The 23711-nt window shown below is 39.4% G+C and carries 25 protein-coding genes; 18 read left to right on the top strand and 7 right to left on the bottom strand.

The genetic code is table 11. From position 1 onward, the window contains the following. Positions 1–93 precede the first annotated feature (93 nt). On the bottom strand, positions 94–375 hold the full coding sequence (locus BUA17_RS15645; protein WP_072734197.1) for a hypothetical protein: 282 nt from the start codon (positions 373–375) through the stop codon (positions 94–96). Positions 376–527: 152 nt separating this feature from the next. Between BUA17_RS15645 and BUA17_RS15640 the strand changes: the two genes are divergently transcribed. The 4 genes from BUA17_RS15640 to BUA17_RS15625 all read left to right on the top strand — a co-directional run bounded on the left by BUA17_RS15640 (position 528) and on the right by BUA17_RS15625 (position 5639). Next, positions 528–752, top strand: a complete 225-nt coding sequence (locus BUA17_RS15640) for a helix-turn-helix domain-containing protein (RefSeq protein ID WP_018883096.1) — start codon at positions 528–530, stop codon at positions 750–752. Positions 753–946: 194 nt separating this feature from the next. Next, complete coding sequence (locus BUA17_RS15635; RefSeq protein ID WP_072734196.1) at positions 947–2230, top strand: hypothetical protein; 1284 nt, start codon at positions 947–949, stop codon at positions 2228–2230. Between the two features lie 169 nt (positions 2231–2399). Further along, a complete protein-coding gene (locus BUA17_RS15630; RefSeq protein WP_244552156.1) occupies positions 2400–3905 on the top strand; it encodes an RNA-directed DNA polymerase in 1506 nt (501 codons plus the stop codon). 174 nt (positions 3906–4079) lie between these two features. Beyond that, positions 4080–5639 carry a hypothetical protein gene (locus BUA17_RS15625; RefSeq protein ID WP_072734194.1) on the top strand — a complete coding sequence of 520 codons (1560 nt, stop codon included), beginning with the start codon at positions 4080–4082 and terminating at the stop codon, positions 5637–5639. A 139-nt stretch (positions 5640–5778) separates the two neighbouring features. Here the strand turns inward: BUA17_RS15625 and BUA17_RS31685 are convergent, their stop codons facing one another. Continuing rightward, positions 5779–6054, bottom strand: coding sequence for a hypothetical protein (locus BUA17_RS31685; protein ID WP_072734193.1), 276 nt, complete (start codon positions 6052–6054; stop codon positions 5779–5781). Between BUA17_RS31685 and BUA17_RS31220 the strand changes: the two genes are divergently transcribed. The 4 genes from BUA17_RS31220 to BUA17_RS15600 all read left to right on the top strand — a co-directional run bounded on the left by BUA17_RS31220 (position 6041) and on the right by BUA17_RS15600 (position 10040). Further along, positions 6041–6748, top strand: coding sequence for a GNAT family protein (locus BUA17_RS31220; protein WP_072734192.1), 708 nt, complete (start codon positions 6041–6043; stop codon positions 6746–6748). The genes BUA17_RS31685 and BUA17_RS31220 overlap by 14 nt on opposite strands. Before the next feature lie 230 nt (positions 6749–6978). Beyond that, positions 6979–7557, top strand: coding sequence for an HNH endonuclease (locus BUA17_RS15610; protein WP_072734191.1), 579 nt, complete (start codon positions 6979–6981; stop codon positions 7555–7557). A gap of 130 nt (positions 7558–7687) precedes the next feature. Next, entirely contained in the window at positions 7688–8398 is a 711-nt protein-coding gene (locus BUA17_RS15605) for a hypothetical protein (protein ID WP_072734190.1), read from the top strand. Positions 8399–9299: 901 nt separating this feature from the next. Beyond that, positions 9300–10040: a hypothetical protein gene (locus BUA17_RS15600; protein ID WP_072734189.1), complete on the top strand. Its 741-nt coding sequence runs from the start codon at positions 9300–9302 to the stop codon at positions 10038–10040. 241 nt (positions 10041–10281) lie between these two features. Here BUA17_RS15600 and BUA17_RS15595 read toward each other — a convergent pair whose 3' ends face one another. Then, positions 10282–10533: a helix-turn-helix domain-containing protein gene (locus BUA17_RS15595; RefSeq protein ID WP_072734188.1), complete on the bottom strand. Its 252-nt coding sequence runs from the start codon at positions 10531–10533 to the stop codon at positions 10282–10284. Between the two features lie 164 nt (positions 10534–10697). On the opposite strand from BUA17_RS15595, the gene BUA17_RS15590 reads away from it, so the two are divergent. Together BUA17_RS15590 and BUA17_RS15585 are read left to right on the top strand one after the other, a co-directional pair. Next, positions 10698–10883, top strand: a complete 186-nt coding sequence (locus BUA17_RS15590; protein WP_072734187.1) for a hypothetical protein — start codon at positions 10698–10700, stop codon at positions 10881–10883. A gap of 36 nt (positions 10884–10919) precedes the next feature. Beyond that, on the top strand, positions 10920–11246 hold the full coding sequence (locus BUA17_RS15585) for a hypothetical protein (RefSeq protein WP_072734186.1): 327 nt from the start codon (positions 10920–10922) through the stop codon (positions 11244–11246). Positions 11247–11350: 104 nt separating this feature from the next. Here the strand turns inward: BUA17_RS15585 and BUA17_RS15580 are convergent, their stop codons facing one another. The 3 genes from BUA17_RS15580 to BUA17_RS15570 all read right to left on the bottom strand — a co-directional run bounded on the left by BUA17_RS15580 (position 11351) and on the right by BUA17_RS15570 (position 16985). Further along, positions 11351–13033, bottom strand: coding sequence for a type 2 periplasmic-binding domain-containing protein (locus BUA17_RS15580; protein ID WP_072734185.1), 1683 nt, complete (start codon positions 13031–13033; stop codon positions 11351–11353). Positions 13034–13140: 107 nt separating this feature from the next. Then, the gene (locus BUA17_RS15575) at positions 13141–14748 is read right to left on the bottom strand and encodes a response regulator transcription factor (protein WP_072734184.1); all 1608 of its coding nucleotides are present in this window, start codon (positions 14746–14748) and stop codon (positions 13141–13143) included. Between the two features lie 428 nt (positions 14749–15176). After that, positions 15177–16985: a sensor histidine kinase gene (locus tag BUA17_RS15570; RefSeq protein ID WP_072734183.1), complete on the bottom strand. Its 1809-nt coding sequence runs from the start codon at positions 16983–16985 to the stop codon at positions 15177–15179. 182 nt (positions 16986–17167) lie between these two features. Here BUA17_RS15570 and BUA17_RS15565 point away from each other — a divergent pair, with 182 nt between their 5' ends. The 6 genes from BUA17_RS15565 (at position 17168) to BUA17_RS15545 (ending at position 21874) form a co-directional block, all read left to right on the top strand. Then, entirely contained in the window at positions 17168–18118 is a 951-nt protein-coding gene (locus BUA17_RS15565; RefSeq protein WP_053780273.1) for an ABC transporter permease, read from the top strand. Between the two features lie 16 nt (positions 18119–18134). Then, positions 18135–19007, top strand: coding sequence for a carbohydrate ABC transporter permease (locus BUA17_RS15560; RefSeq protein ID WP_072734182.1), 873 nt, complete (start codon positions 18135–18137; stop codon positions 19005–19007). A gap of 190 nt (positions 19008–19197) precedes the next feature. Beyond that, positions 19198–19857 (top strand): hypothetical protein, encoded by a 660-nt coding sequence (locus BUA17_RS15555; RefSeq protein ID WP_072734181.1) that lies wholly within the window; start codon positions 19198–19200, stop codon positions 19855–19857. A gap of 71 nt (positions 19858–19928) precedes the next feature. Beyond that, on the top strand, positions 19929–20510 hold the full coding sequence (locus BUA17_RS15550) for a hypothetical protein (protein WP_072734180.1): 582 nt from the start codon (positions 19929–19931) through the stop codon (positions 20508–20510). A 195-nt stretch (positions 20511–20705) separates the two neighbouring features. Continuing rightward, positions 20706–20879 carry a hypothetical protein gene (locus tag BUA17_RS31215; RefSeq protein WP_170867856.1) on the top strand — a complete coding sequence of 58 codons (174 nt, stop codon included), beginning with the start codon at positions 20706–20708 and terminating at the stop codon, positions 20877–20879. Between the two features lie 353 nt (positions 20880–21232). Beyond that, positions 21233–21874: a FusB/FusC family EF-G-binding protein gene (locus BUA17_RS15545; RefSeq protein ID WP_072734179.1), complete on the top strand. Its 642-nt coding sequence runs from the start codon at positions 21233–21235 to the stop codon at positions 21872–21874. Between the two features lie 96 nt (positions 21875–21970). Here the strand turns inward: BUA17_RS15545 and BUA17_RS15540 are convergent, their stop codons facing one another. Next, the gene (locus tag BUA17_RS15540; RefSeq protein WP_072734178.1) at positions 21971–22558 is read right to left on the bottom strand and encodes an NAD(P)H oxidoreductase; all 588 of its coding nucleotides are present in this window, start codon (positions 22556–22558) and stop codon (positions 21971–21973) included. A gap of 318 nt (positions 22559–22876) precedes the next feature. On the opposite strand from BUA17_RS15540, the gene BUA17_RS15535 reads away from it, so the two are divergent. Then, positions 22877–23194 carry a winged helix-turn-helix transcriptional regulator gene (locus tag BUA17_RS15535; protein WP_170867878.1) on the top strand — a complete coding sequence of 106 codons (318 nt, stop codon included), beginning with the start codon at positions 22877–22879 and terminating at the stop codon, positions 23192–23194. An 18-nt stretch (positions 23195–23212) separates the two neighbouring features. Continuing rightward, complete coding sequence (locus BUA17_RS15530) at positions 23213–23707, top strand: NUDIX hydrolase (protein ID WP_083584727.1); 495 nt, start codon at positions 23213–23215, stop codon at positions 23705–23707. The last annotated feature ends 4 nt before the right edge of the window (positions 23708–23711 follow it).

Raw genomic sequence — 23711 nt, 5'->3', positions numbered from 1 at the left:
CGCCCGATCTTAGATAGATCTTAAATTCTATCTGATCGGGCGTTTTAAAGAATGATTAAACAATAAAATTTACAAAGAATCAATTTATTTTGTCTAACAATGTTGCAATTCACTAAAGAGTCGTAGAGCGTCTTTGAAGCCTTGTATGTAGATACTTCTTTCTAAGATGGATTGAAGAGAAATTTGAGCGTCTTCGCAAAGAAAAACCGTATGTTGAAACTGATCGGGCAAAGCGTCACGAAGTGTTTTGAAGTATTGATCTGTCTCCGCACAAAGCTGACTGTATTCCGCATGACATTCCAGAAGTTCAGTAAAGAGTAATTCTAGACGTATTCTAATAAGCGGTTCTGTTAGCGATTCTAAAGTATTAACCATACCTATACCTCCTTTTGTTAGCTTTATAGAGTAATTATATAACTTTATAAAGTTAATCGAAAGGTGGATATTTGACACTATAGAGTTAAAACTTCGCTTTTCATTGATGATTACTAATATGAAAGATAAGATAGAGCTATGGAGGGGAAAAGATGAATGTAATCAAGTGTAATATACGAGAACTCATGGCAGAACATCGAATAGATGATATAACGGAATTGATGGTGAGATCAGGTCTAAGTCGGAACTCAATCAACAAGTTATATAGAGAGACGAACATAGAAACAACAAAATTAGAAACACTATTCAAGTTGTGTGATACGTTTAATTGTAAGTTGTCTGATTTGATCGAATATGTGCCGGAAGAAAACAAATAGTGAGAGCCGTTTCGAGAAGCGATTCCGTCGTATAACATAATATTCACGCTGCGGCTCCTGTGGAGCCTTGGTCTGCTAGATGGATTTCGGAGAGGCATTTCAGCTGACAACCCCTTCGGGGTTCATGAATACAGGAAAGTTTTATGAAATATCCATGAAATCTTTGGGGATCACTTTATTTTGGAGGCAAGTTTATGTATAGAAAAAGCAATAGTTTTGGAGCAGGTTTATATAATCTTTCGCAAGCAAGTGAACCAAATGAGCTCTTTGAAGCTTGGGCAAGTATGAACACTTCCGATGATACAAGAGCAGTTTTATCGTTAGACAACTATCATAAAAGTAGTTATCCCATTGGAATAAAAAAACTTATTGAATCTGAAAACAGTCACTTCATTCCTTATTTTTCAAGTGATAAGTTGTACTTTGTAGAAAATGATTTAATTAAAGAAATGATCATGAATGGAAGCAATGACACAACATTTAAAGTGGATTATTCAATCATGTTGGATACTAATTATGCTAGCTATATTGATAATTTCGTTACGAATACTGGATGGTCAACAATGAATAATGAAGTGTTTCAATCTATAGATGTACTTATTCGAGGAGGATACCATTATGATTATTTGTTTTACATGATTGAGAATTATAAAAATTCTTTTAAATTAGACGAAGAATTAGATGAGTCAATCAGAATGGATAAACGAGCAAAGTTATATAAAAATCTAGTCAGTCTAGAGCTTTTCAAAAGTATTGATCAGAAACAGTATATAGATAACGGAACTATCTCTTACGGAATCAGTGAAACAGAGGCCTTTCTTCTTGCTGACCGAATTTTTAATGGTACATTTAATGCAAATGGAATTAAAGAAATGATGAGCTTATTCAAAAATCTTCATCAAAGTATGACTCTATTACTCATTGGTATTTTAATACATAAATTCGAGAATAAAGTGAGCGTTCCTAAAAAAATAGATAAATTATTTAGGTTCATCAATGATGATTTAGGAATTTATTATGAGAGAGAAGTAGTTGTAGCGCATCAATATTTTTTGAATTCAAAAAACGTTAATATGCTTAATAAAATCAACAAAGGCATGAATACTGAAAAATTATTTCGTCTAATAGAAAATATAGCTTGGGATTTTTCAGTTCCTCGTATCATGGAATATTTTCTTAAGCTCGGTGGAGAAGGGCGTTTTTTTATCCCGTTCTTTTTGACCAATGATTTTAATTTAAGGCAACTCCTGAGTTTGTTTAAGATTAAAGGCGTGCTCTTTGATAAAACAGGAGATTTGTTCGTACCTTTACCTGTTTTTAATACTAATGACTACTTTAAAAAGCATGAATGTAACGTTGAAATTTATTTCACAGATGACTTTAAGCTAGATAGAGAAGCTGTCTATCAGAGAAATGTAAAAGAAGATTTTAGTATCATTAAAGAAAAATTTAAAACGTTGGTGCATATTTTAAAGTGACTTGTATGTTACAAGTATAGATACTTCATATAACATAATATTCACGCTGTGGGCATACACCCTTGGCCCGGCATTCGCCGGACAATCGACATGCGTCGAGTCGTGAATACAGGAACGTTATACAACAGAATCAAACACAATGCAAACTATTAAAAGTGAATGGAGATTTATGATGAGATTAACAATATATAATTTGATTAAATGTGGATTTTTTTCAGATAATCTACCATCTCAAGTATTTACAAGTATTGAAATAGCAGAATTTCTTAAAGCTAATCCATCAATGATAAATTTGAGTTCAACAAGTTTAAAATCTAGGAAGATTGAATCTACTCCTTGTTTATTTATTTCAAGTTACAAGAGTGACCTTGAAAGGAGAATTATTGCTATCCCTCACATAGATTTGTATCTTATGCTTTGCGAAGCTATTGAAAAACATAGAAGAGTTATAGAATATAAGCTTCGCCAAAATCAACATTCGTACTCTAATATCATTGCACCTAATCAAATCAGAGGGTACAAAGTATTCTCTAGATTTATGAAAAATTATCATGACCGCACTATATATTCTGCTGGTTACAAGTATCTTTTAAAAATTGATCTAAGTAAATGCTATGAGAACATCTATACGCATAGTCTAACATGGGCTTTATATGGTAAGGAACAATCAAAAGATGAACTTAAAAAAAGTCCATCACTAAGAAATTTGACATACGCAAGTTATGATGAATTTGACAAGTTAGTTAGATCTATAAACAATAATGAAACTAAAGGTATTCCAACAGGTCCTTTGAGTTCTCGAATTGTTTCGGAAATTATTTTGACCTCTATTGATGAGATTTTAAGTGGGAAAGGGCACCATTTTAAGCGTTATGTGGATGATTACAACTTCTATTTTAGAACTGAAAGTGAGATCAATGAATTTATCCCTCTATTTCAAAATATACTTTATGATTATAAAATGCATATTAATACTGAAAAGACACAAATAAGTAAATATCCATATCAGTTGAACCAAGACTTTACCAAAATTCTAAAAGAACATGATTTTTCTAAAGACGGATACTTAAAATATATAGAGAAAATGATAGAACTTCACCAAAATAACAAAGGTGTTCTAAAATACGGTTTGAAAATTTTAAGTAGCCACACTATTCCAAATAAAGAGAAGAAACTTGTCTTCTCGCACCTAGTTAATATAATTTTATCATTCCCTAATATGGCTGAATATGTACATAATGTAATAATAAACAATAGCTTCACTTTTGATAGATCAATACAACAGAATATAAACAACATATTAGCAAGTTGCCTTAATTACAAACATGAACTTGAAACCATATGGCTACTTTGTGTAATGGGTTCTCTTAATATGGAGATTGAAGTGAAGAATCTTGTTAATATTATTGTCCATGCTGAACCGTTATCTACAATTATGGCTTTAGACTATGTTCAAAAGAAAGGCTTGAATAGAGAGAATGAAATTAAAATTAGTAAGAGTGATTTAAAATCTAAACTGATAAATGAAACTATCTATGGAGATAAGTGGATTCTCATATACGAAATTAACAGAAATCAATGGATTACAGGATTAAAGAAAATGCTAAATCAAAGTAGACTTTTAACTGAGGCATTAAGTAATAATGTGCGTTTTTATCTTAGCCCCTTTAATTAAATGGAAAATGATCCTAACGTAGCTTTGGTCTGTTAGAGTTCGTAGAGGGATTTCAGCATACAACTTCTTCGGAGTTCATGAACAAAGAAAAGTTATTTGACACCTAAAATCTACAAAGATTAGTCTTTTAAAAGTTAAAAATTTAATAAATTGATGAGGAAGAAGGAATGGATAGTGCTACGTGATATAGAAGAAATGTTGAATAAGGTAGAGAGCCCAGAAACTAAAGTTCATATGTCTGAAGCTCTAAGATGCTACAATGCAGGTTCTTATAAAGCATGTGTAATCATGAGTGTGATATCAGCAATCTATGATTTGCATATGAAAGTAAAAGCAATGGCATCGAGCGATTTAGCTTGTAGAGAACTTGATGATAAAGTAGAACAGAAAAAACGTGATCTAGAGGTTTATGAGAAGTATTTAGTTGAACAATGTGCTACAGCTGAAATTGATATGTTAAATAGCAATGAAGCTAAAGAATTAATACGGTGCTTAGACACGAGAAATGATTGTGCTCATCCTAATAGTTTTGTATGTTCGCCAGAAAAAGCTAGAGATGTTTTTACATCAGTGATAGATATATTGTTATCTAAACCTGTATTATTTGGTTTCCGACATATGAAGGGATTGATAGAAGAACTTGAAGAAAAGTCGTTTTTCCCTGTTAAAGAACCTTCTAGGATCAGGGCAATTGTAGAAGAAAGATTAATAAAGTTTCATCCTAAAGCATTTAGTTCATTATTAAAACTAATATGTAAAGTTACCATTGCTCCGAAAACAAATACTCACAAAAAAAACTTGATTTATTTTTTAGCTTATTCTTTGCAACAACTACCACATGAATATGAAAGTATCATCTCGCCACTAATTGAAAAGGATCAGAATGAAAATGAATTGCTTGAATTGTTATATGAAAATATTGAAATAATAAATCATTTAAATGAGAGCAGTATAGAAAAGATAATATTTAAATTGAGTGCTAATTTAGATGCTATTGAAGTTGCAAACAGGGAAAGTTGGGTGGAAGTTGTATTATCTTCGCGTTTACAGGGAAATGAGAATCATAGTAATTCAATAGTAGCATCGCTTACTAGATTTAAAAATGCACCTAAAATTAATTGTGTAAAGTACAATTTCATTTACGATATTATAAAAGCCGAAAATTGTGATGTTGTTTTTTATGAAAAAATAATGAAAAGTATGAGAAAAGAATTTATTTTAGATCATTATGAAGACAGTGATTTTATCAAATTAATAATAGCTATGAAGGATAGATTTCAGTTTGAACACTGGATTAAAGTTATAACTAAAAACATAAATAATTGGGATTTCAATGTTGCAAATAAAGCGGTACTTTTATTTAAGCAAATTGATAAAGAAGTGTGGATTGACTTAGTCTCAAATGAATCTAAGTATGATTTAATTTCAGCTATTATGCGAGAAGCATTAAAAAGCGGATACTATTCTCATAGTTGTAGGGACTTATTTAACGAATTGTCAGATTCTTATCCTGAACTAATTAGAAGCTTTGTAGTTGAGTTATTCAAATTTAATGAATCTTTTGAAAATGAGAGAGCAGTTATGGTAAATCTTAATGAAAAGTATAGAGATACCACAATAGCGTATATTAAATATCAAGAAGACTTAGCTAGCAGTATTATTGAGAAATTAGAAGAATGGAACTGTGAAAACGATGAAGTGGACTTGAAGTATGTAGTTGAGAAATTAAAATAATAATTTCTAAATCGTGTTTCATAAATACTAAGGAAAGACGTCATATAAAATAATATTCACGATGCGGACATTCGTCATAGGTCCGGCATACGAATAACGTTACACGACAGAATCAAATTAAAAGAGAGCCGTTTGGCTCTTAATTAGAAGTTATATTTAATTCATTATGTAATTGAAGAGCATCCTTAAAACCTTGCAAGTAGATTTCACGTTCTAGGATTGTTTGAACTGAGAGGTCTGCATCATCGTAAAGAAATAGAGTTTTATGCATATCCTGAGGTAGAAGTTCATGTAACTGTTTGAAGTAATGATTTCGATCAGATGAGAATTGATTATAGATAGAGTTGTTTTTGAGAAGATCGCTATAATGCTTCGAAATATTTGAAAAGGGAGAAACCAAAATGATTTTAGAAATATCTGTGGATGAAAGAGTACTAAAGATAGATGTTTCACCGAAAATGGTTTATGAAACTACTGGAACACTTTATGAGTTTCCTCATTCAGAATTTAATGAAGATTACCCACCAATTTATCATACAATATCTGTTGTAGTTTCAATGGAACAAATCGATATGGAATGTACATTGACGCAAGAGCTGGAAAATCAATTAAAAGAAAAATATTATTTTGAAGAAAATGAAGATCAAATAGTTGTTGCTAGATTAGAAATAACGGAATTTCCAAATGAATGGAAAGAAGAAATGGGAGATTCTTGGTTTTGTTGGCTTGATGCATTAGACGGAGATTATGCATTAATTGGTGAAAGAGCGGATACGATTGTAAATCAAGATATATATGGAGAAGCTTTCGAATACGGAAGTTTATATTACATACAGAGATTAGACGTACACCCGGAATTCAGTGGGCAAGAGGTAGGTTTAAAATTGATACAACATACTTTTAAATATATGCTCAGAAATGCGAGTGGAATTGTATTTCTAATTGCAAAACCAATGAAATCAAAATTATCAAAGAAGTCTAATGTTTTTAAAAGTTCAAGTAGATTATCAAATTACTATAAGAGATGCGGATTTAAAAGGATTAGAAATGGAAGTACTAAATCAATTGTTATGGAAGCTTGTGTAGAAGAATTATATTTGGATTGTTAGGTCAGGAAGCCAAGTAATTCGTCTAACTTTATATCCACGCATCGGAGCCTGACAGATCCGCGGTCAGCGATAAGCGATTGGCCTGTAAGTAGACTCAGCGGACACATATGCACCGACTAACCGCATCGCGGCCGGCTTCTGACGGAGCCTAAGTCGGTGAGACGTCATTGATACAGGAACATTAGGCGAAATTATTGTAATCGATTAAATGAAAGGAGTGATAGTTTAAGATGGGAATGCCTTCGAAATCAAAGATATTTGAATATTGGATGAATTGGTTAGCTAAGAAGGGAATTGATTGGGGAGAACCGTGTTGTTGGGCATGTGGAAGGTTTTGGCAGGATAAATATGATATAAAGAAACCTCATGCAACTAGGGAAGAAATAATAAAGAATTGGGATAATGTCCCTTTACAGAGATGCCATATTATTGCCAAGCAATTTGAAGGTACTGATGAACCCTCAAATTTGTTTTTAATGTGCAGGGATTGTCATGATAAAGCTCCGAATACTAGATCGGTAGAAGCATTCTTAATATGGACAGAAAAGCAAAATTGGTATGAGAATTTTAGAGACGAAGTAATGAAGGAAATGAAAAATTTTGGACTTGAAGACAGGGTTGAAGAGCTGAACGAAATAATTGCAAATAAAGAGATAAAGGATAAAATCATTGAAAACTTAGGGATACATATGAATCAGAATGGAAAAGGTGCTCAAATAACCATCTCAACATATATTTCAGCGTTATATGGATATCTAAAAGAACAAGACAAATCGAAAGTCTCCCAAGAAGGCAATAACCTCACCTAACATAATATTCACGTTGCGGACATTCGTCCTCGGACCTGCATGCGCCGGAAACCCTACATAGGTCGGGTCGTGAAATCTGGAAAATTTTGATGTAAGCAATCAATGTTTATTTAATGAGGAGGAGTTTACAATGAAGTGGAGCAATAAAGATTGGTTTTGGCTATTTGCAGTAATTATTTATGCTTGTGGCTTGTCCTTTCTCTATAAGTCGGAAGTAATGAATATAATATCCTATGTATCAACTTTTGTTTCAATTGCACTTGGTGGTGTAGCCATATATATATCAGTAAGAGAAGCTACAAAAACAGAGAAGGTTAAAGATGAGATTAGTTTTATTTTAGGAGAAATGAAAGAAAAAATCGGTCAGGTTGATAATAAGGTAAGCGGACTAGATTTAAGTGCAATGAGTAGAACAATTGATGAGAAAATGAATGAAGTTGTTAATACATTTAAAACTAAAATTGATGCTCAGGGGGAAACATTCGATAAAACGGCCATCAAATTTATGCTCGAGAATGAATTAAATAAGAAGGCAAAAGAAATTAAAGAGGATATTAATGATGTGGTACTTGAGGGCTCGAATTCAAGTAAAAGGATGATATTTCGTGTTTTTTTGGAGCCTGATTCCAATAATTTTAGCTTTAAACCTTTTGTAATGCAAGCGAGAGAGATACTAGGTGTCCATAAAGAATACTTGCTGTTTAAAAATATAGCAACTGAAGATGACAAAGTAGCAACAATTCAGGCGATTGTTCGTCCGAAATGTAACATAAGTAGGAACGATATTTTGAATGCTTTCAATTCGTTAAAAGAAGCATACAAAATATCATCTATTGAGTAAAATAGTTTTGTATTTCAAAGTAGTGTCTGAAATAGCTAACATGAAATTCACGCATTAAGCATAAGCGCTCGGTCCGGAGTAGGATTTGGGAGAAGGAGAGTTAGCCGGACACAACAGGCTTACGCCAGATGTCGTGAAACAGGAACCATTAGGCGGAATTTCTGTATACAAAACCTGTGAGTGTGTGAGCAATGAAATGGCAAGAAAATCACAATATAGTTGGTGGTATTTACAATAAGATATAATAAATGGGTTAAAAAATAGAGACCAGTACTATTCTTGATCAGATTTAGGTCGATCTCGACAAGTAGATGTATGATGGGAGATAGCTGGAATTAGCGAATGCGAACAAGATAATAATTATAACAAATAATGGGTGGACTGATCCACCATTGAGTTGTTGAATTTGAGTACATGGACAAAGCTTCCAATATTCCACTACTATACATTCTAATGCTTCATCTATAGAGAATTACCTTATAGAAATGTTTTTTTTGAATATAGAGGATTAATTTTCTAGAGTTTAGGGGGAAGATGCCGAGAGTGTAAATCAGCTATCTCATGGGGTCAAGAGTGATGGAAAGATAGAATAGGAATTGATGAAAAAAAATCTTGGTGTGAACATTAATGGGGAAACGAGTAAGAAGATATGTTTACAAGATTCGACATAAAACTAATTAAGTGTTTTTGTAAGCCATTCAATGAGGACAGAAACATCACATAACATAATATTTGGGCTGAGGAAATTCGTCCTGGGTCCGGCGTTCGCGTTATAAGCGACAGACGTTGGGTCGTGAATATTTATGTTAGGCGAAATTACATACGTGAGAACACTGAATTATGTCCAGTCTGTTTAAGTGTTATTTATAAACATCAATTAAATTATTATGGAGGTTACAATATGACAAATAATAATAGTATGCTGAGTTACATTTTAAAATATAAGGAAATTTATTTTCTTGTACCAGCAATAATATATGTTATTGGTTTTCTTTGTCTTCAAGGTAGCTTCAGTGCAATAAATGGAGATACATTAATGTCGGATCTAGCATTCCCTTTGTATCCTTTTAATTTTGAAGTATATCTTTATAAAGGTTTATTTATTTCACTGGGTTTGTTACTGCCATTTATTTGTTTAGCATTCCCAGTAGTACGTTTTTTCATTAACAAATTTAATTCCCCATTTAAAAAAGGATTTTACATTGTGTTAGCTTCTTTCTGGTTTCACGGAATTACACTAATTTTTTATCAAATGACTAAAAACTACTTAAGTGATCATTTAAACGAACCACATTTATTGATTTATTTTTTTATTTACTTCTCATTATTCATCTATATTTTTCTCTGTGCTAAATCATATAGAAGAGGCCAGCGAAGACTAATCCTGTTTACCTCTTCTATTTTTCTAATAATTTCATTATGTACACATGTTTACTGGCTTGGTCAATTAACACAAGCTAACAAGATAGCCAGCTTCATAGATGGAAAAAAAGTAAGAACAATGCATATAGAAACTGAAAAAGGAACCTACGATATGTTGATCTATGATATTAATAAAGAGCTAGCCACTGGTATTGATAGAAACAAAAATATTGTTACTATACCAATGGATAAGATTAATTCAATGGAGATTAAGAATTAACAATGTGTATCTAATTAAACTTATAAATACATTGGGAACACCACTGACAAGAGTGGTTGAAAATAAGGAAAATTATGGAGCAGAATAAAAGCAAATCATTATTACCTTCTCTATGGTTTGTCTATTGTAAGGCCAAGTTTTTAAATAATTGCTTTGATTATTATTTTGTACGGTTCACCATCTACCCAGAAGAAGGAAATTGTTGCTTGGTGGGAGTAATGAAAAAATTAAATGATGTTCTTTACTCCCCAGCTTCCCCAAGCAAATACCCCACTGAAACCTCCAAAGCCCTCGCAATCATCACCACTTCATAATCCTGAACAAGACGATATTGACCCTCCAAACGGGAAAGACTGGTCTGACTGATATCCAAACCTAGTGTTTGCAATCTGGCGAGGAATTCCCGTTGTTTGATGCCCTTACTTTTACGAATAGCTACGACTCGGGAGCCGATGATGTTTTTGTCGCCAGGTGGTTCTTGTCTATGCTTCATTATGTACACCTCTCATTTCAACCAAATTGTATGAGAAATAATGGTTGTTTTAATGCGGATATCGAATTAAAATAAAATAAACCGATAATCGCATTAAAAATGACTAATCATGCCTAGTCTTAACAAGACATGGTGCAGTTTAGACCCATCAGAGAGGTGGATGTATGAGCCGGTTGCTTGACTTATTGGAAGAGGAACGGCGCAAGCTTAATCAGCTTGGAGAGACATCCTTGAAGCAAGCGATTCCGTTGTGGGACAACCCCGAAGTGCAAGAACAGAGCCGAAGGGTGGATGAACTGGTGACCCGAGTGAGTGAAATGAAGGCGAGGAATAACCGAGTTGTACGATGATGGGTGAGGTACATAATGCATAGGGGAGGAGAAACAATGGATTTTCCATCGTGGATGCAACAAGCGATTCAGGCAAGGCTGGAAGAGGTGTCTTCCCAGATCGAGCATGATCCTGAACTTAATCGGGTACGTGGGGAAACAGACGAAGCATTTGTAACTTTGTTTGCAGGTAAGGATGTTGAACAGACACCTGAATATGCCGAGTGGGAGAATCGTTATATTGTCAGCAAAGGAATAGAGAATGAGCGGTTGTACATGAAAGGGCTAAGAGACGGCATTCAGCTCACAGTTTCCTTGCTGGGCCAGTCGATGTTGGAGGAGACAAATACAAAGGCTCATCAAACTACTAATGCGAACCCATAAGTCAGGGAAAGCGACCCCGATCTTTAACTTAAAAACCCGAGCCGAAGCGTGAATTACTCGCTTCGGCTCGGGTTTTAATGCTTTACTTTTCCAAAATCCAATTCTTACTTCGCACTTACCGACTTAAACCAATCATTCACTTCTTGCGTGATCTGATCTCCGCCATTGGCCTTCCAGTTGGTGACGAATTGGTCAAAGGCATCAACCGGCAGTTGGCCGTAGATGATTTTGTTGAAGGTTTCCATTTCGGACTGGCGGAGCAGGTTCCATTTGGATACCATGGTTGGTGTGGCTGCGCCAGTAAAGTAGTTCTGTTTACGAATGTCGATCTGGGACATAACGACTTTACCTGCATACCAGTTTTCCGGTTTACGGAATTCGGCCATTTGTTTCTCGTACGGTGTTTCAGGCTTCTCGCCGTTGGCCAGTTTTACGAGTGTTTTCATGTACAGATCCGGAATACGAGCCGGGCCAGTCAGGAAAGGGAACTCGTTGGAGAAGTCTTTGATCTTCTCTTTGTCACTGGTCGGTTGTCCGTCTACGATATCCCAGTCGTAACCTTTGGCGAAGCCGTATTCATATTCACTGCCCGCAGCCGGGTTAGCCAGGTTATCGAGCAGGTAGTTGTAGTACAGGAAGATGGCTTCTGGATGCTTCGCATCCTTGTTAATCATGATACTGGCGTTGACACCAGAGTTCTGCCACTTCGTACCGATCTTGCCGTCTGGGCCAGCCGGAACAGGGTAAGCTTTATATTTTGAGCCAGGTACGTTCTTCAGCAGGTCAGGTGCCGGCCAGTCGGGTACCCAGTTTGCGCCAGGCAGAATGCCCGCTTTGCCAGCGGTCCAGCTCTCAGCGGATTTACCTTCATCCCACAGGGCGGAGTCGGTATGGATATAACCTTTGTCCATCCATTCAGCCAGCTTGGCAAGGGCTTGTTTCGCACCCGGGTTAACGGAGCCGTACTCCAGATTGCCGTTTGCGTCTTTGTTCCATTGCTCCTCGATTGTGCCGTATGCACCGAACAACCAGTCGAGCCCGCCCATCCAGGTGTTGGTGTTATTTTTCAGCGAGATCGCCAGCGGGAATACTTTGTCTGGAGACAGACCGTCCGGGTTTTCGTTCTTGAATTTGTCCATGATGTTCTCAAGGTCTGCAATGGTTTTCGGAGCTTCCAGGTTCAGCTTCTCCATCCAGTCCTCACGTAGCCAGAGCAGCGTATCGTCGTTATCCGTATACTCCATGATTGGCATGTTGTATTTCTTGCCATCCTTGGTGAATGGATACCACAGTTCAGGATGTGCTGCTGCGTGATCTTTCAGGGTCTGACTCGCGTACTTGTCGAACAACTCATCAATGGCGATGAATTGACCGGAGTCGATCAACTGATTGGTCAATACCGCATTGGTCGGTACGGATACGAAATCAGGCAGCTTCTCGCCAGAGGCGATAGCCAGTTGCAGCTTTTGTCTGTATTGATCGTCATTGGCCGGATACCAGGTATCTTTATGCTTCATACCCAGTGTTTCCAACATCCAGCGATCGTGAACGTTATTTTCTTTGGTGTCCCCTTGCACGTATTTCTTCGGCATCAATACCGAACTGAATTCGATGGGTGGGTCGTATTTACCTTTGGCAAAAGCAGCTTCTGCTTCAGCTGAACCGACGGTCGCCGGTGTATCATCTTTGGTACCATTGTCACTGGCTGTATCGCCACCGCCGCACGCAGTGATCGTGATGAGCGCGATAACCATGAGCAGTGACCACCATGTTTTGAATTTGATCATTGTTCAATCCCCCTACGATGTATGATCTTTACAGTGTAACTGTACCAATTTGGGTGGGAGGGCATCTATATGAGTTTGTTAGTTTCGATAGGACTCTATTATGTTATTTAATGTTGGTCTCGGTACTCTTGCGGCGTGACGCCAAACTGGCGCTTGAACACTTTAATAAAATAAGCAGGGTCCATATAGCCAATCTCCATGCTGATTTCATATACTTTTTTGGTGGTCGTAACGAGCTTGTGACAGGCCCGATCCATGCGCAGGCGCGAGATATAATCACTGATGCCTTCGCCCGTTTCGATCTTATAAATCTTCGACAAATGGGTTGGATGCAGATTGACATGGTCGGCCAGTACACGCAAAGAAACATCCAGATGCAGGTTTTTATCCGTAAAGTCCTGAATCTTCTTCACATACTCGGAACGGATGTCCTTGATCTCGTTGGACGTGCCTTCCTTGAGTTTGCTGAGTACACTAAGCGACCATTTGCGCAGTTTACTGATGGTAGTAAAAGCTTCTCCGCTCTGCAACCACTCGATATCGTCACCCATTAAATTAGCTAATGTCAGCTTGTTACGGTGTGCGAGATTGGTGAACGAAGCCGTAATTAGAAATCCAGCCTCCATACAATGCTCCCACGATTCCGACCATTTCTCATCCAGCTCCGCACAGACAGCTAGTATTTTTTCTTCTGCCGCATCCCATTGACCACTCTCTAACAGATGAATGAACGTGGGTGGGGTATACAGAACATCCAGCGGACCTTGTGCCGACGGAGTCTCCACGTCGCTGACCCGCATCACGAACTCACGCTCGTCCCCGACAATTTGCCGGAAATAAGCGGAGGCCTGCCGAAAACGATCATATAGCTGATCGGGAAACGCGAACCATTCGGTGATGACGATGGAGAGGGAGCCCTTCAGAAACTGCTTGACCTTAGACTGAAGCTGTACAGAAAGCTTCTCCAGTATGGTTTCTTTGCCAATGTCGGTGTTGTTCATTTTCAGTTGAAGCAGAAACACCAGATATCCATGCTCCTCCTTGACGCCCCAAACTTCCATAAACTCACCCATAATCTCTTCCGCCATATTGATGACCGCATATTCAAGCAAGGTTTGATCGTTGTTGTCATATTGCCCGAATTCTTCTTCCATACGTACAAGCATTAACGCGCAATCCCCGGCGTGGAAGGGCAGATCGTAATTGGCAAGTTTCCGTGCCCACTCGCTGGAGGCAATTCGATGTCCCTGTAAAGCCTCAAGGAGCAATCGCCCCCGCAAATGCGGTAGGTTCTCTCGAAGGGTAAACTGGGTTCGTTTTAGTGAACTTACGAGTTCCCATTCAGTATTTAATTGATCAATGGCCTTCTGAACAGCGCCCATCAATTCATCATCTGTCGGTGGTTTAAGCAAGTAATCGACGGCCTCGAACTGGATGGCTTTTTTAGCGTAATCAAATTCGGAATGCCCCGATAAAAGAATGCACTTTATTTTTTTATCACGGACTCTGATCCGTTCGATCAGTTCAATACCTGTCATTTCGGGCATCTGAATATCCGAGATTACAATATCTATAGGGTGGGTATCGATCAGTTGAAGTGCTTCGTGTGCCGAGTATGCTTTGTGCACTTGTTCGATCCCCAGCGTATGCCACGGTTTGGTCATGGACAGGTTATCTACCCAGTGTGCTTCATCGTCTACGATGATCATTTGCATGTTGTATTGTCTCCCTTGGTGGTTGGTATATAAGGCCAATAATTAAAATCAAAGGATACGTGAAGTGAACAAAGTCGCTACGGATTTGAAGGGTTCTTTCGATCGCTGTTCAAGCCCCATTTTCTGAATTAGATGATTATAAGGTTAAAATGGGTGCTTGAAAGGCGAACACTTCGTTTCTACAGAATCCCTTCAATCCTTCGCTTGGTTCACATGTACTCTAACCATTTATTTTAAACAAGGACTTTATATAAAGGTGGAATTGTAATAAAGGCGAAGCCTATGCCCCTATCCAGCATTCTTTTAAGAAAGGCTGGATAGGCTAGCACTTCCGAACGCTTTGCTTCTTCAAGTTCTTTCTGTCCTCTGCGTTCACGTGTAAATGGTTCGTTCAAAATTAAATCGTCAAATTATCGTTAGTATCGATATCAATTATTATCGGTATTTCCTTTATCGGAATCAGTATCCTCTTTGGGAATCTCCCAGATCATCTCGGTTCGGAATCCGCCGAGAGGGGAGGGGCCGAATAGAAGGTAGGATTGATTGCCGAATAGATGCATGATTCGCTGATTCGTGTTCCATAGGCCACAGCCCATTTCCTCCTGCAGCGGCTGCTGCATTTTCAGATTCAACGCCTCCAATTGATCCGGGCTTAAGCCGGGTCCATCGTCATCGATGTAAATTTTGCAGAACCCGTTCGAGCTCTCGCCAGTAATTCGAATTTCGCCGGATGAATACGACTTCGCCACACCATGAATGACCGAGTTCTCCACAATGGGTTGAAGCATTAATCGTGGTACCGACAGGGCAAGCATATTCTCAGGGATGTCGATGTGGTATTCAATTCTGCCATTACGCAGCTTCTGGATATCCAAATAGTTGACGAGCAGATTGATTTCTTCTTTTAGAGAAGATGTCTCTCGCTCCACTCGTGTCGTATAACGATAGTAGGCACTTAGGTTATGTGCCATGGAGACGACGGCTTGCTCGTCCTTCATCTGGGCCATGTTGATGATATAGCCAAGACAGTTATATAGAAAATGAGGATTGATCTGCGCCTGTAGCTGTTTCAGCGTAGCTTCCTTGGCCCTGATTTTTTCCTGGAACACGTTCTCGATCAGGTCTTGAATCTGATGTGACATATCATTGAATCGATGGAACAAAAACGAGAATTCATTCTGATCCTTGCTATGCAGACGGACGGAATAATCTCCGCGCTGCACGCGGCGTAAGCCCCGGATCAGCTTTTTGATCGGATATTGAATGTTTCGATATAACAGGATCGAAGCGGAAATGCCCACCACAAACAACAGAATCATAAAGAGATAGAATAAGTTCCGACTGAGCGAGATCGGCTGTAGAATCTGATAGAGTGGTACGACATCGACCAAATGCCAATCCAGATAAGAGGATTTCACCGAGCTAACCAGATACTTTTTCCCGTTCAGCTTGACGACATCCTGTGTGGTATCCTCTGACGAGTGTTCATCCAGATAACGAATGAGTTCTTCAGACAGCTGCTTGTCTGCACTGCGGTTCAGAATGGGTGAATTTCCTTTGTGATAAAAGAAGGGATCGCCTTGTCCACCTGCCTTATACGTATCCAGCATGTTCTGAATGTTCTCATAACTGAAGCTGGCTTCAATCACCAGATTGCTTCCCGTCAACATGCCCGGCTGGGCCAAGGAATCTGTAAAGAACCAGTAAAAGGATTGCATATCCTCTTGGCTCTCAGCACCATCACCGTATGTCCATTGTCCGCTCATATTTCTTTTCAAATAATCCTCATCATAACCGGTTGTTCTATTATAGTTGGCAATGACATCTTGATTCTGCTGTGAATGGACAGCGTATCGAGTGGGCCATATATCGGTAACCCCCGATTGAAGCATCAGCTTTTCCTGAATAACATATCGGGTCTGCATCTTGTCATATCGATCATTCCATATGTTCAAGCCATTGAATGCTCTGACATTGGGATCTCTTGAGAGAATAAGACTAAAATCCATCATCTGATTGATTCGTGAATCGATCTGACTGGATAAAAACGTGAGCTGCTTCGTATTGGAGACCTGTAGCTCTTTGCTTACAACATCATAAGTGACGTTGTTCGAGTAGGTATACATGATAATAATGGGGATGAACAGGACCACGATTAAACAGTTTATTTTGGCAAATAGACTAAACCGGGATCTGGACGTTCTTCCCAATGATATAAAGCGCTTCCATATATTCATAAAAAGTCTCCTTCAAATTCGTGTGTAAACAATCTCTTCAGATGATGTTCCTAACAAAACACTATCAAGCCTAACAATGTTATATAGTCAGACCTGAGAAATGCCTGATACTATTTATAGCAGAGATCCCCATTACACACAAAAACTTTTTTTGGGAACAGGAGCGCGCTATGGAGGCTAATATGGAAGCTAATCGGGTACCTCAGGCGGACATTGGGAGCAAGCCGAATAGAAAAACAAAAAAACGCTACAAACAACCATGGATTCTGCACTTGATGGTGTTGCCGGCGGCCATTATGGTCTTTATATTTTCATACATTCCGATGTCCGGGATTTTGATGGCATTTCAAGACTATAAACCTGCACTGGGTTTTTTCGATTCCGAATGGGTCGGACTGAAGCATTTCAGATACATGTGGGAAAATGATTATTTCCTGCAAATTACGTGGAATACGCTGTTTTTTGCCTGTTCCAAGATCATTATGAACCTAATTATTCCGTTTGTCTTCGCCTTATTACTTAATGAGGTACGGAAGATGGCGCTGAAAAGAACCATTCAAACGCTCGTATATCTTCCGCACTTTTTGTCTTGGGTTACGCTGTCAGGCATTCTGATCGATATTCTGGCGCAGACGGGTATTGTCAATCAGTTCCTGGTCTCCGTATTCGGCATTAAGCCAATCTTCTTCCTGGGGGATGGCAGCTGGTTCCGATTCACGATTATTGCGAGTGATGTCTGGAAAGAGTTTGGATTCAACACGATCATCTTCCTCGCGGCACTGTCTGGCATTAACCCGGCACTCTATGAAGCGGCTGAAGTGGATGGGGCAGGACGCTGGAAGCAAACGATGTATATTACCATCCCGGCACTTATTCCCATTGGGATCGTAATCGCAACCCTGGCACTGGGCAATGTGCTTAACGCCAACTTTGACCAGATCTTTAACTTATATAGTCCATTGATTTACCAACAAGGAGATATTATCGATACGTTTGTGTATAGAGAAGGTCTGCTAAGTGGGCAGTTCAGTTTCGCTACCGCCGTGAATCTGTTCAAATCGGTCATTAGTTTGATCCTGATTGTGATCTCCTACCGACTGGCTTACCGATTCGCCGGATACCGAATTTTCTAGAAAGGATGACGAACTCATGTATCATAAAACGATGCCTTACCGCATATTCAGCATAATCAACAATGTGTTACTGACCATCCTTTCGCTGCTCTGCTTGCTGCCTTTGTATCACTTACTCATGGTATCACTGAGCGCATCTGCTCCTGCCAATGCTGGACTGGTGACGTTCTGGCCGATTGGTTTTACACTGGAGGCGTATGCTAAGACGTTCGCCAATAGCAATTTCCTCTCCTCCCTGTGGGTGTCTGTGGAGCGGACGGTACTGGGAACAGGGCTCGCGTTAATCGTCAATACGATTGCAGCCTACGCGCTCTCCAAGGAGACGCGGGTGTTCCGTGCACGTAACATCTATCTGTGGTATTTTGTCATCACGATGCTGTTCAGCGGTGGCCTCATTCCGGGGTATATCCTGATTCTGAAGCTGGGACTGATGAATACATTGCTGGCCTTGATCCTGCCGGGACTGGTTGCCGTGTTCAACATTATTCTGCTGCTGAATTTCTTCCGTACCGTTCCGAAGGATCTGGAGGAAGCTGCATTTATCGATGGCGCAGGTCATTTTCAGACGTTTATCAAAATCTATCTGCCTGTCTCCGTACCTGTCATTGCAACCGTTTCTCTCTTCATGATGGTGGGACATTGGAACTCGTACTTTGACGGGATTATCTACATCCGTGATGCGGAAAAGCTGCCACTGGCGACATTCATGCAGACGATCATCGTACAGGCCGACATGTCGAAGCTTGATCCAGAAGCGGTGAAGAACCTGTCCCAACGGACCATTCGGGCTTCGCAGATCTTTATCAGCGCACTGCCAATCCTGCTCGTGTATCCGTTCCTGCAACGTTATTTCGTGACTGGGATCGTGGTTGGGGCTGTGAAGGAGTAGTTAAATGTAGGGGTTAGAATAGGGTTGTAAAATGGAGTCACTGAACTGGGAAAGGCCAGGGAGGTGGCTTCTTTTTTGCGTGGAGAAAGACATTGCACGTATGTAGTGTATTACCTTTATTTGAATAAAATGGTACGATGGGGCTGATCAAAAGTTATCCTTATTATTCATATCGAAGGGTGTGTACGAAGTGAAGAAGAAGATGATAATCGTTACCTTGGTTTTGTCGTTAATAAGCGCTTCTCTTGCTTTTGCAGCTACAAGTGCACCACAGAAGATAAGTATAGTTTTGAATGGAAAAGAACTAAAGACCAGAACAGGGACAGAAGTCAAAATAATTGACAATCATGCTTATATCCCGGCCAGTGTTCTTCGTGATGCAAGATTTGCGGTAGAGTATAAGAACTCCAAGCTTAATTTAGTGAATAACTATTCTCCTTACAACAAAAATTTAATAGAAATGCACCTTTCCAATCATGAATTTACAAGCCAATTCAACAAGATCGAGCAAGAAGTAATTGATGTTCTTAGTAAAGTGATATTAGAAGAGCAAGTTGACATCTCCAGATTACAACAGTTAATAAAGGAAGCCGAATCCAATGTCGTGATCCGTCCAGAGGTATTTACTCCAGTACAAGACTATAGTTCCTCTGATTTATCTGATGCGTTTTATAGTTTGGAGGCATATAAAAAAGCAAGTATTGAGCTGATAGCCTATGTTCATACCGGGGACAAGGAAAGATTAAAGTCTTTCCACGAAGAGAGAAAAAAGGCGCTTGAGTATTACGATTCTTACACATATATGTATGATCGTATTTTTAAATTGAGCTATATTAGTGCAACAAAATAGGAAAAAGAATATCTCTCAAATCGCTTGATCAACGTTAAATTTATGCATTTTGGGTGAAAGGAGAAATGTCAATGATTCAAAACCATAACTCATGGTCTGTTTGTATATCCAGTGATTTTGAATTGAACTTTATGATCTATGTAGCGAGTACGTATGGCCTTCTTAAAGAGGACATCAATGAGAATATTCTATGGCCATCCCGGCAAAGGGTAGAATCAGATGAACTTCATCAAAAACTTGAAATACAATGGAAATGGTTCTGGGATCGCAGCATCCAACAGAAGGCGCATAAAAATAATCATCATGTATCATTTGTGCTAGGACTGCCCGACTTTGAGTTAGTTGAACAACATGAATTAAGGGAGGTATTGGTTCATTTATGGCCATCCTTTAGGCATTGGTGGTACATGCCAGCGGGCGGGCAAGCTGCAATGAATTACTGGGAAGGTATACCTGACCTTATACGTTATGTTCAAGAATTTGAAGATGAAGTGGGTAGAAAAATTAAACCATTTCACTTAAATGTGGATTTAATCTATAACGGTCCCAATAAGCCGATTGAAGTAACGGAAGAATACATTATTATGCCAATCAAAATTGAATATTTAATGAAGAGGGATTGGTGGATCAGTAGGTTTAAAGAACGATATTAAGAACAAAGAAATATGAAGATGCTGGTCCACAACTCTATCCATCGAATGAGGACAATATATTGTTAAGGTGGAACATTTGCAGTTTGCCAAGAGTGATCACAAGAGTGATCATAGGGTAGCTTTCATTTCAATGTCGTATCCACGCATTACCCTGAGATCGATATCGTAACTACACCTGATGGCAGTCCTGTCGGCATGGTTCTTGCGAATAACTGCTCCAGCGATATTAACGCCTGGATCAGCTTGTTACGTGAGTTTTATGAGGCGATGGGGCTGAAGCCCGATACGGACCAGTTGGAGCGTTACACCGAAGGACTGGCTATTGAGCAGGCAGCAGTAGATCATTTTGTGGAAAATGGCAAGAAGTGAAAAGTGGAAAATCTAGAGAACACTTTAGGATATATCATTGCTGAACCTTAGATTTAAGCATATTTCTTCAAAAGATAAAATTGGAACGAAGACCGTTGCCCACATAACCCCGATCCTGTTATAATTTCCGTATATCTATCGCATTGGGGGTTATGACGTGGCAATATGGATGATGCCGGATTGCTCGTTCGCTAGAAAGCCTTACGCAAAGCCTGAATAGGGGCGGACTTTGTGTAGGGCGCGACAAAATGAGATTGTTCGCCCTGGAATCAACATCAACATCATGGTTCAACCCGCAGGCTTTGCACCTTACTTTATTTTATTTTCCTAATAAAAATAAGGGGCTGAAAGCCATGCAAACACCATTTATTCACAATCATCAATTCAATTACATTCATAAACAAGCTGATTTCCTGCTCAAAACGCTACGCTCGGTCGTGGACCCCAAAGTATTGGATACGGTCCGTTATACCGTCAGCACAAATGCCGTTGGCATCTTTAATGATCTGACGCCGGAACAAAAGCAACTGCTGGAGCAGTTATCCACGTATGAGACGACACATGAGTTGCAGACCTATCTGAACCAGCTGGAAGCATATCTGATTCCATTTCCGCAAGTATCCGCGAAGCAGATTCAGAAGCTGTTTCCCAAGGTAAAGAAGCTCAAAGTGCCGGATCTGGAATCCATCGATTACGCACGTACAACTTATCTGAGATGGACCGACATTGCTACCGATCGCTTGTTCATCGTGTATCCATATGAAGGCAGATTCCTCGGAATTGAGGGACGGCTTACAGCCACGAACAAGAAAGGTTACTGCATGTTTTGCCATCGCCATCAGGAGCTTGGATTCTTCAACGTGAAGACTAAGAGCTATACGCCGGACAACATTTCTTCCGTGGCCCAGTACGTATGCATGGATAACACAGCTTGTAACCATAGTATCACCGATACCCGTATGTTGGAGAAGTTTCTTCTCTCGACCGTAAAATAATGGCATCTAAACAACAGGGTCGCTCTTTGGAGCGACCTTTTTTACTGTGTTCAAGCGGAATTGGGGCGTCATAACCATGCAGCGCTATTAATATCTTTATAGCGTCGAAGGATCGTTGGCATAGTTCATTCCCAGGTTGTGCGCATGGTTCAGCAATGCCTCATAATGCTCTGGTTTGGATTCCAACGTTTCGTATAAAAACTCAACCCTGGATTGGGGCACGCCGCAATAATCGGCAATTCCCACATTGAGCAGGTTCTTAATCGATTCACCATAGTTGCGCTTCTGCATCTGTTCTTCCGTCACACCCGAAAGAGCGATCCACAAGATCTGCTGATGAGGAAGTTTGTTCACGCCATAGGCAAATCCGTTGTTCATGACACGATCCACATAACCTTTCAGCATGGCCGGCAGATGCCACCACCAGAGAGGAAACACAAAAGCGACAGCATCGTGTTTCTTCAATCGCTTCATCTCGGTTTCAACCTCAGGTGAGAACATCTGATTTTCTTGGGTATAGTCTGGTTCGTCCATCTCACGAAGAATCGGGTCGAATCCAATCCCATGCAAATCCAATATCTCATAACCGTGACCAGCCTCGGCAAGACCTTGTACAAAACGATCAGCAACCTGGAAGGTCAAGGAATCTTGTCGCGGGTGGGATACAACAACGAGTACGTTCATCGTAAAATTTCACTACCTTTCTGCATTGCAGTCTTGTAGCCATGAATCAATGGCTGATGCTATTATAAATAGGTATGAAAACATCTGGAAGTACGCACTTTGATGTTCTATAGGAAGAATGAAGTGCCATAGGTACATCAAAGTACCCTAAATAGATACCTCGAAATGGAGTTCAAATAACGAAACGAAGAGAAGGAAGAGGGTTATGATTTTACCTCAGACACAGCTTGATGAAGGAGGGGATAAAAGTTGACGGAACATGGGAAAACGAGCACTCCAAAGAAATATAAAGTCGGTGTGGAGGCGGCCTTGGAAGTGATGGGCGGGAAGTGGAAGCCTTTGATTATTTATCATTTGATGGCAGGACGTAAACGCACGTCAGAGCTGCGTCGATTGATACCGGACATCACGCAGAAAGTGCTGACAACGCAGCTTAGAGGTTTGGAAAAGGACGAGATCGTTCAGCGAAAGGTGTATTCGGAGGTTCCTCCAAAAGTGGAATATGAGTTAACGAGTTACGGTTGGGGACTCAAACCAGCTTTGGACTTTTTGTGCTATTGGGGAGAGGAGCATCTGGAAAAGGTGCACGGAGATAAGTTTAAGGTTCTAGAGGATTTTGACTCTCAGGAAAGTTGAAGAGAGGGGCGCGAGAAATTGAATGGTGCAGAGCACGTGAAACAGGCAGTCCCCTTTCGTTGTGAAGGAGTGGCTGTAGTTCTGTTGAAGAAGAGCCTCAATCAATACCTTGTACTGATGTTAAAGCGGGCTGGTCGTATGTTGCATAATGAGTGGTGTTATGTGGGCGGTGGTATAGAAAAGGGTGAAAAGGCATGGGAAGCTGCACTCAGAGAAGTTCACGAGGAAACAGGTATTATGGAAGTACGGTTGTATTCTGCCAATCAATTCGAACAATATTACTCACCCAAGGAGGATTATATCTATACCGCTCCCGTATTCGTAGGATATGTGGATGATAGCCAGCCTGTCCGGTTAAATCATGAACATATCGAGTACCAATGGATGACGTTTGAAGAAGCTAAAGAAAACGCCGCATTGCCTGGAATCGATGACATTTTAGAGTTTGTGGAAAAGCATTTTGCCAGAAAAGCCCCTTCCGAGTGGCTTCGGATTAATGGAGATAAAGAATAGGAGG

Origin of the sequence: Paenibacillus sp. ov031 (assembly GCF_900143165.1) — a bacterium.
Lineage (GTDB): Bacteria > Bacillota > Bacilli > Paenibacillales > Paenibacillaceae > Paenibacillus > Paenibacillus marchantiae.
The sequence above is the reverse complement of the archived record's forward strand: the minus strand, read 5'-3'. Positions and strand labels throughout refer to the sequence as shown.

Excerpts from the sequence above, each read along its gene's own strand:
- BUA17_RS15550 (WP_072734180.1), top strand. The coding sequence starts at position 19,929 with ATGATTCAAAACCATAACTCATGGTCTGTTTGTATATCCAGTGATTTT.
- BUA17_RS31220 (WP_072734192.1), top strand. The coding sequence starts at position 6,041 with ATGATTTTAGAAATATCTGTGGATGAAAGAGTACTAAAGATAGATGTT.
- BUA17_RS15635 (WP_072734196.1), top strand. The coding sequence starts at position 947 with ATGTATAGAAAAAGCAATAGTTTTGGAGCAGGTTTATATAATCTTTCG.
- BUA17_RS15575 (WP_072734184.1), bottom strand. The coding sequence starts at position 14,748 with ATGCAAATGATCATCGTAGACGATGAAGCACACTGGGTAGATAACCTG.
- BUA17_RS15535 (WP_170867878.1), top strand. The coding sequence starts at position 22,877 with ATGGGCGGGAAGTGGAAGCCTTTGATTATTTATCATTTGATGGCAGGA.
- BUA17_RS31215 (WP_170867856.1), top strand. The coding sequence starts at position 20,706 with ATGGTTCTTGCGAATAACTGCTCCAGCGATATTAACGCCTGGATCAGC.
- BUA17_RS15565 (WP_053780273.1), top strand. The coding sequence starts at position 17,168 with ATGGAAGCTAATCGGGTACCTCAGGCGGACATTGGGAGCAAGCCGAAT.
- BUA17_RS15580 (WP_072734185.1), bottom strand. The coding sequence starts at position 13,033 with ATGATCAAATTCAAAACATGGTGGTCACTGCTCATGGTTATCGCGCTC.
- BUA17_RS15605 (WP_072734190.1), top strand. The coding sequence starts at position 7,688 with ATGAAGTGGAGCAATAAAGATTGGTTTTGGCTATTTGCAGTAATTATT.
- BUA17_RS15570 (WP_072734183.1), bottom strand. The coding sequence starts at position 16,985 with ATGAATATATGGAAGCGCTTTATATCATTGGGAAGAACGTCCAGATCC.
- BUA17_RS15545 (WP_072734179.1), top strand. The coding sequence starts at position 21,233 with ATGCAAACACCATTTATTCACAATCATCAATTCAATTACATTCATAAA.
- BUA17_RS15600 (WP_072734189.1), top strand. The coding sequence starts at position 9,300 with ATGACAAATAATAATAGTATGCTGAGTTACATTTTAAAATATAAGGAA.
- BUA17_RS15560 (WP_072734182.1), top strand. The coding sequence starts at position 18,135 with ATGTATCATAAAACGATGCCTTACCGCATATTCAGCATAATCAACAAT.
- BUA17_RS15595 (WP_072734188.1), bottom strand. The coding sequence starts at position 10,533 with ATGAAGCATAGACAAGAACCACCTGGCGACAAAAACATCATCGGCTCC.
- BUA17_RS15640 (WP_018883096.1), top strand. The coding sequence starts at position 528 with ATGAATGTAATCAAGTGTAATATACGAGAACTCATGGCAGAACATCGA.
- BUA17_RS15610 (WP_072734191.1), top strand. The coding sequence starts at position 6,979 with ATGGGAATGCCTTCGAAATCAAAGATATTTGAATATTGGATGAATTGG.
- BUA17_RS15645 (WP_072734197.1), bottom strand. The coding sequence starts at position 375 with ATGGTTAATACTTTAGAATCGCTAACAGAACCGCTTATTAGAATACGT.
- BUA17_RS15540 (WP_072734178.1), bottom strand. The coding sequence starts at position 22,558 with ATGAACGTACTCGTTGTTGTATCCCACCCGCGACAAGATTCCTTGACC.
- BUA17_RS15590 (WP_072734187.1), top strand. The coding sequence starts at position 10,698 with ATGAGCCGGTTGCTTGACTTATTGGAAGAGGAACGGCGCAAGCTTAAT.
- BUA17_RS15585 (WP_072734186.1), top strand. The coding sequence starts at position 10,920 with ATGGATTTTCCATCGTGGATGCAACAAGCGATTCAGGCAAGGCTGGAA.
- BUA17_RS15630 (WP_244552156.1), top strand. The coding sequence starts at position 2,400 with ATGATGAGATTAACAATATATAATTTGATTAAATGTGGATTTTTTTCA.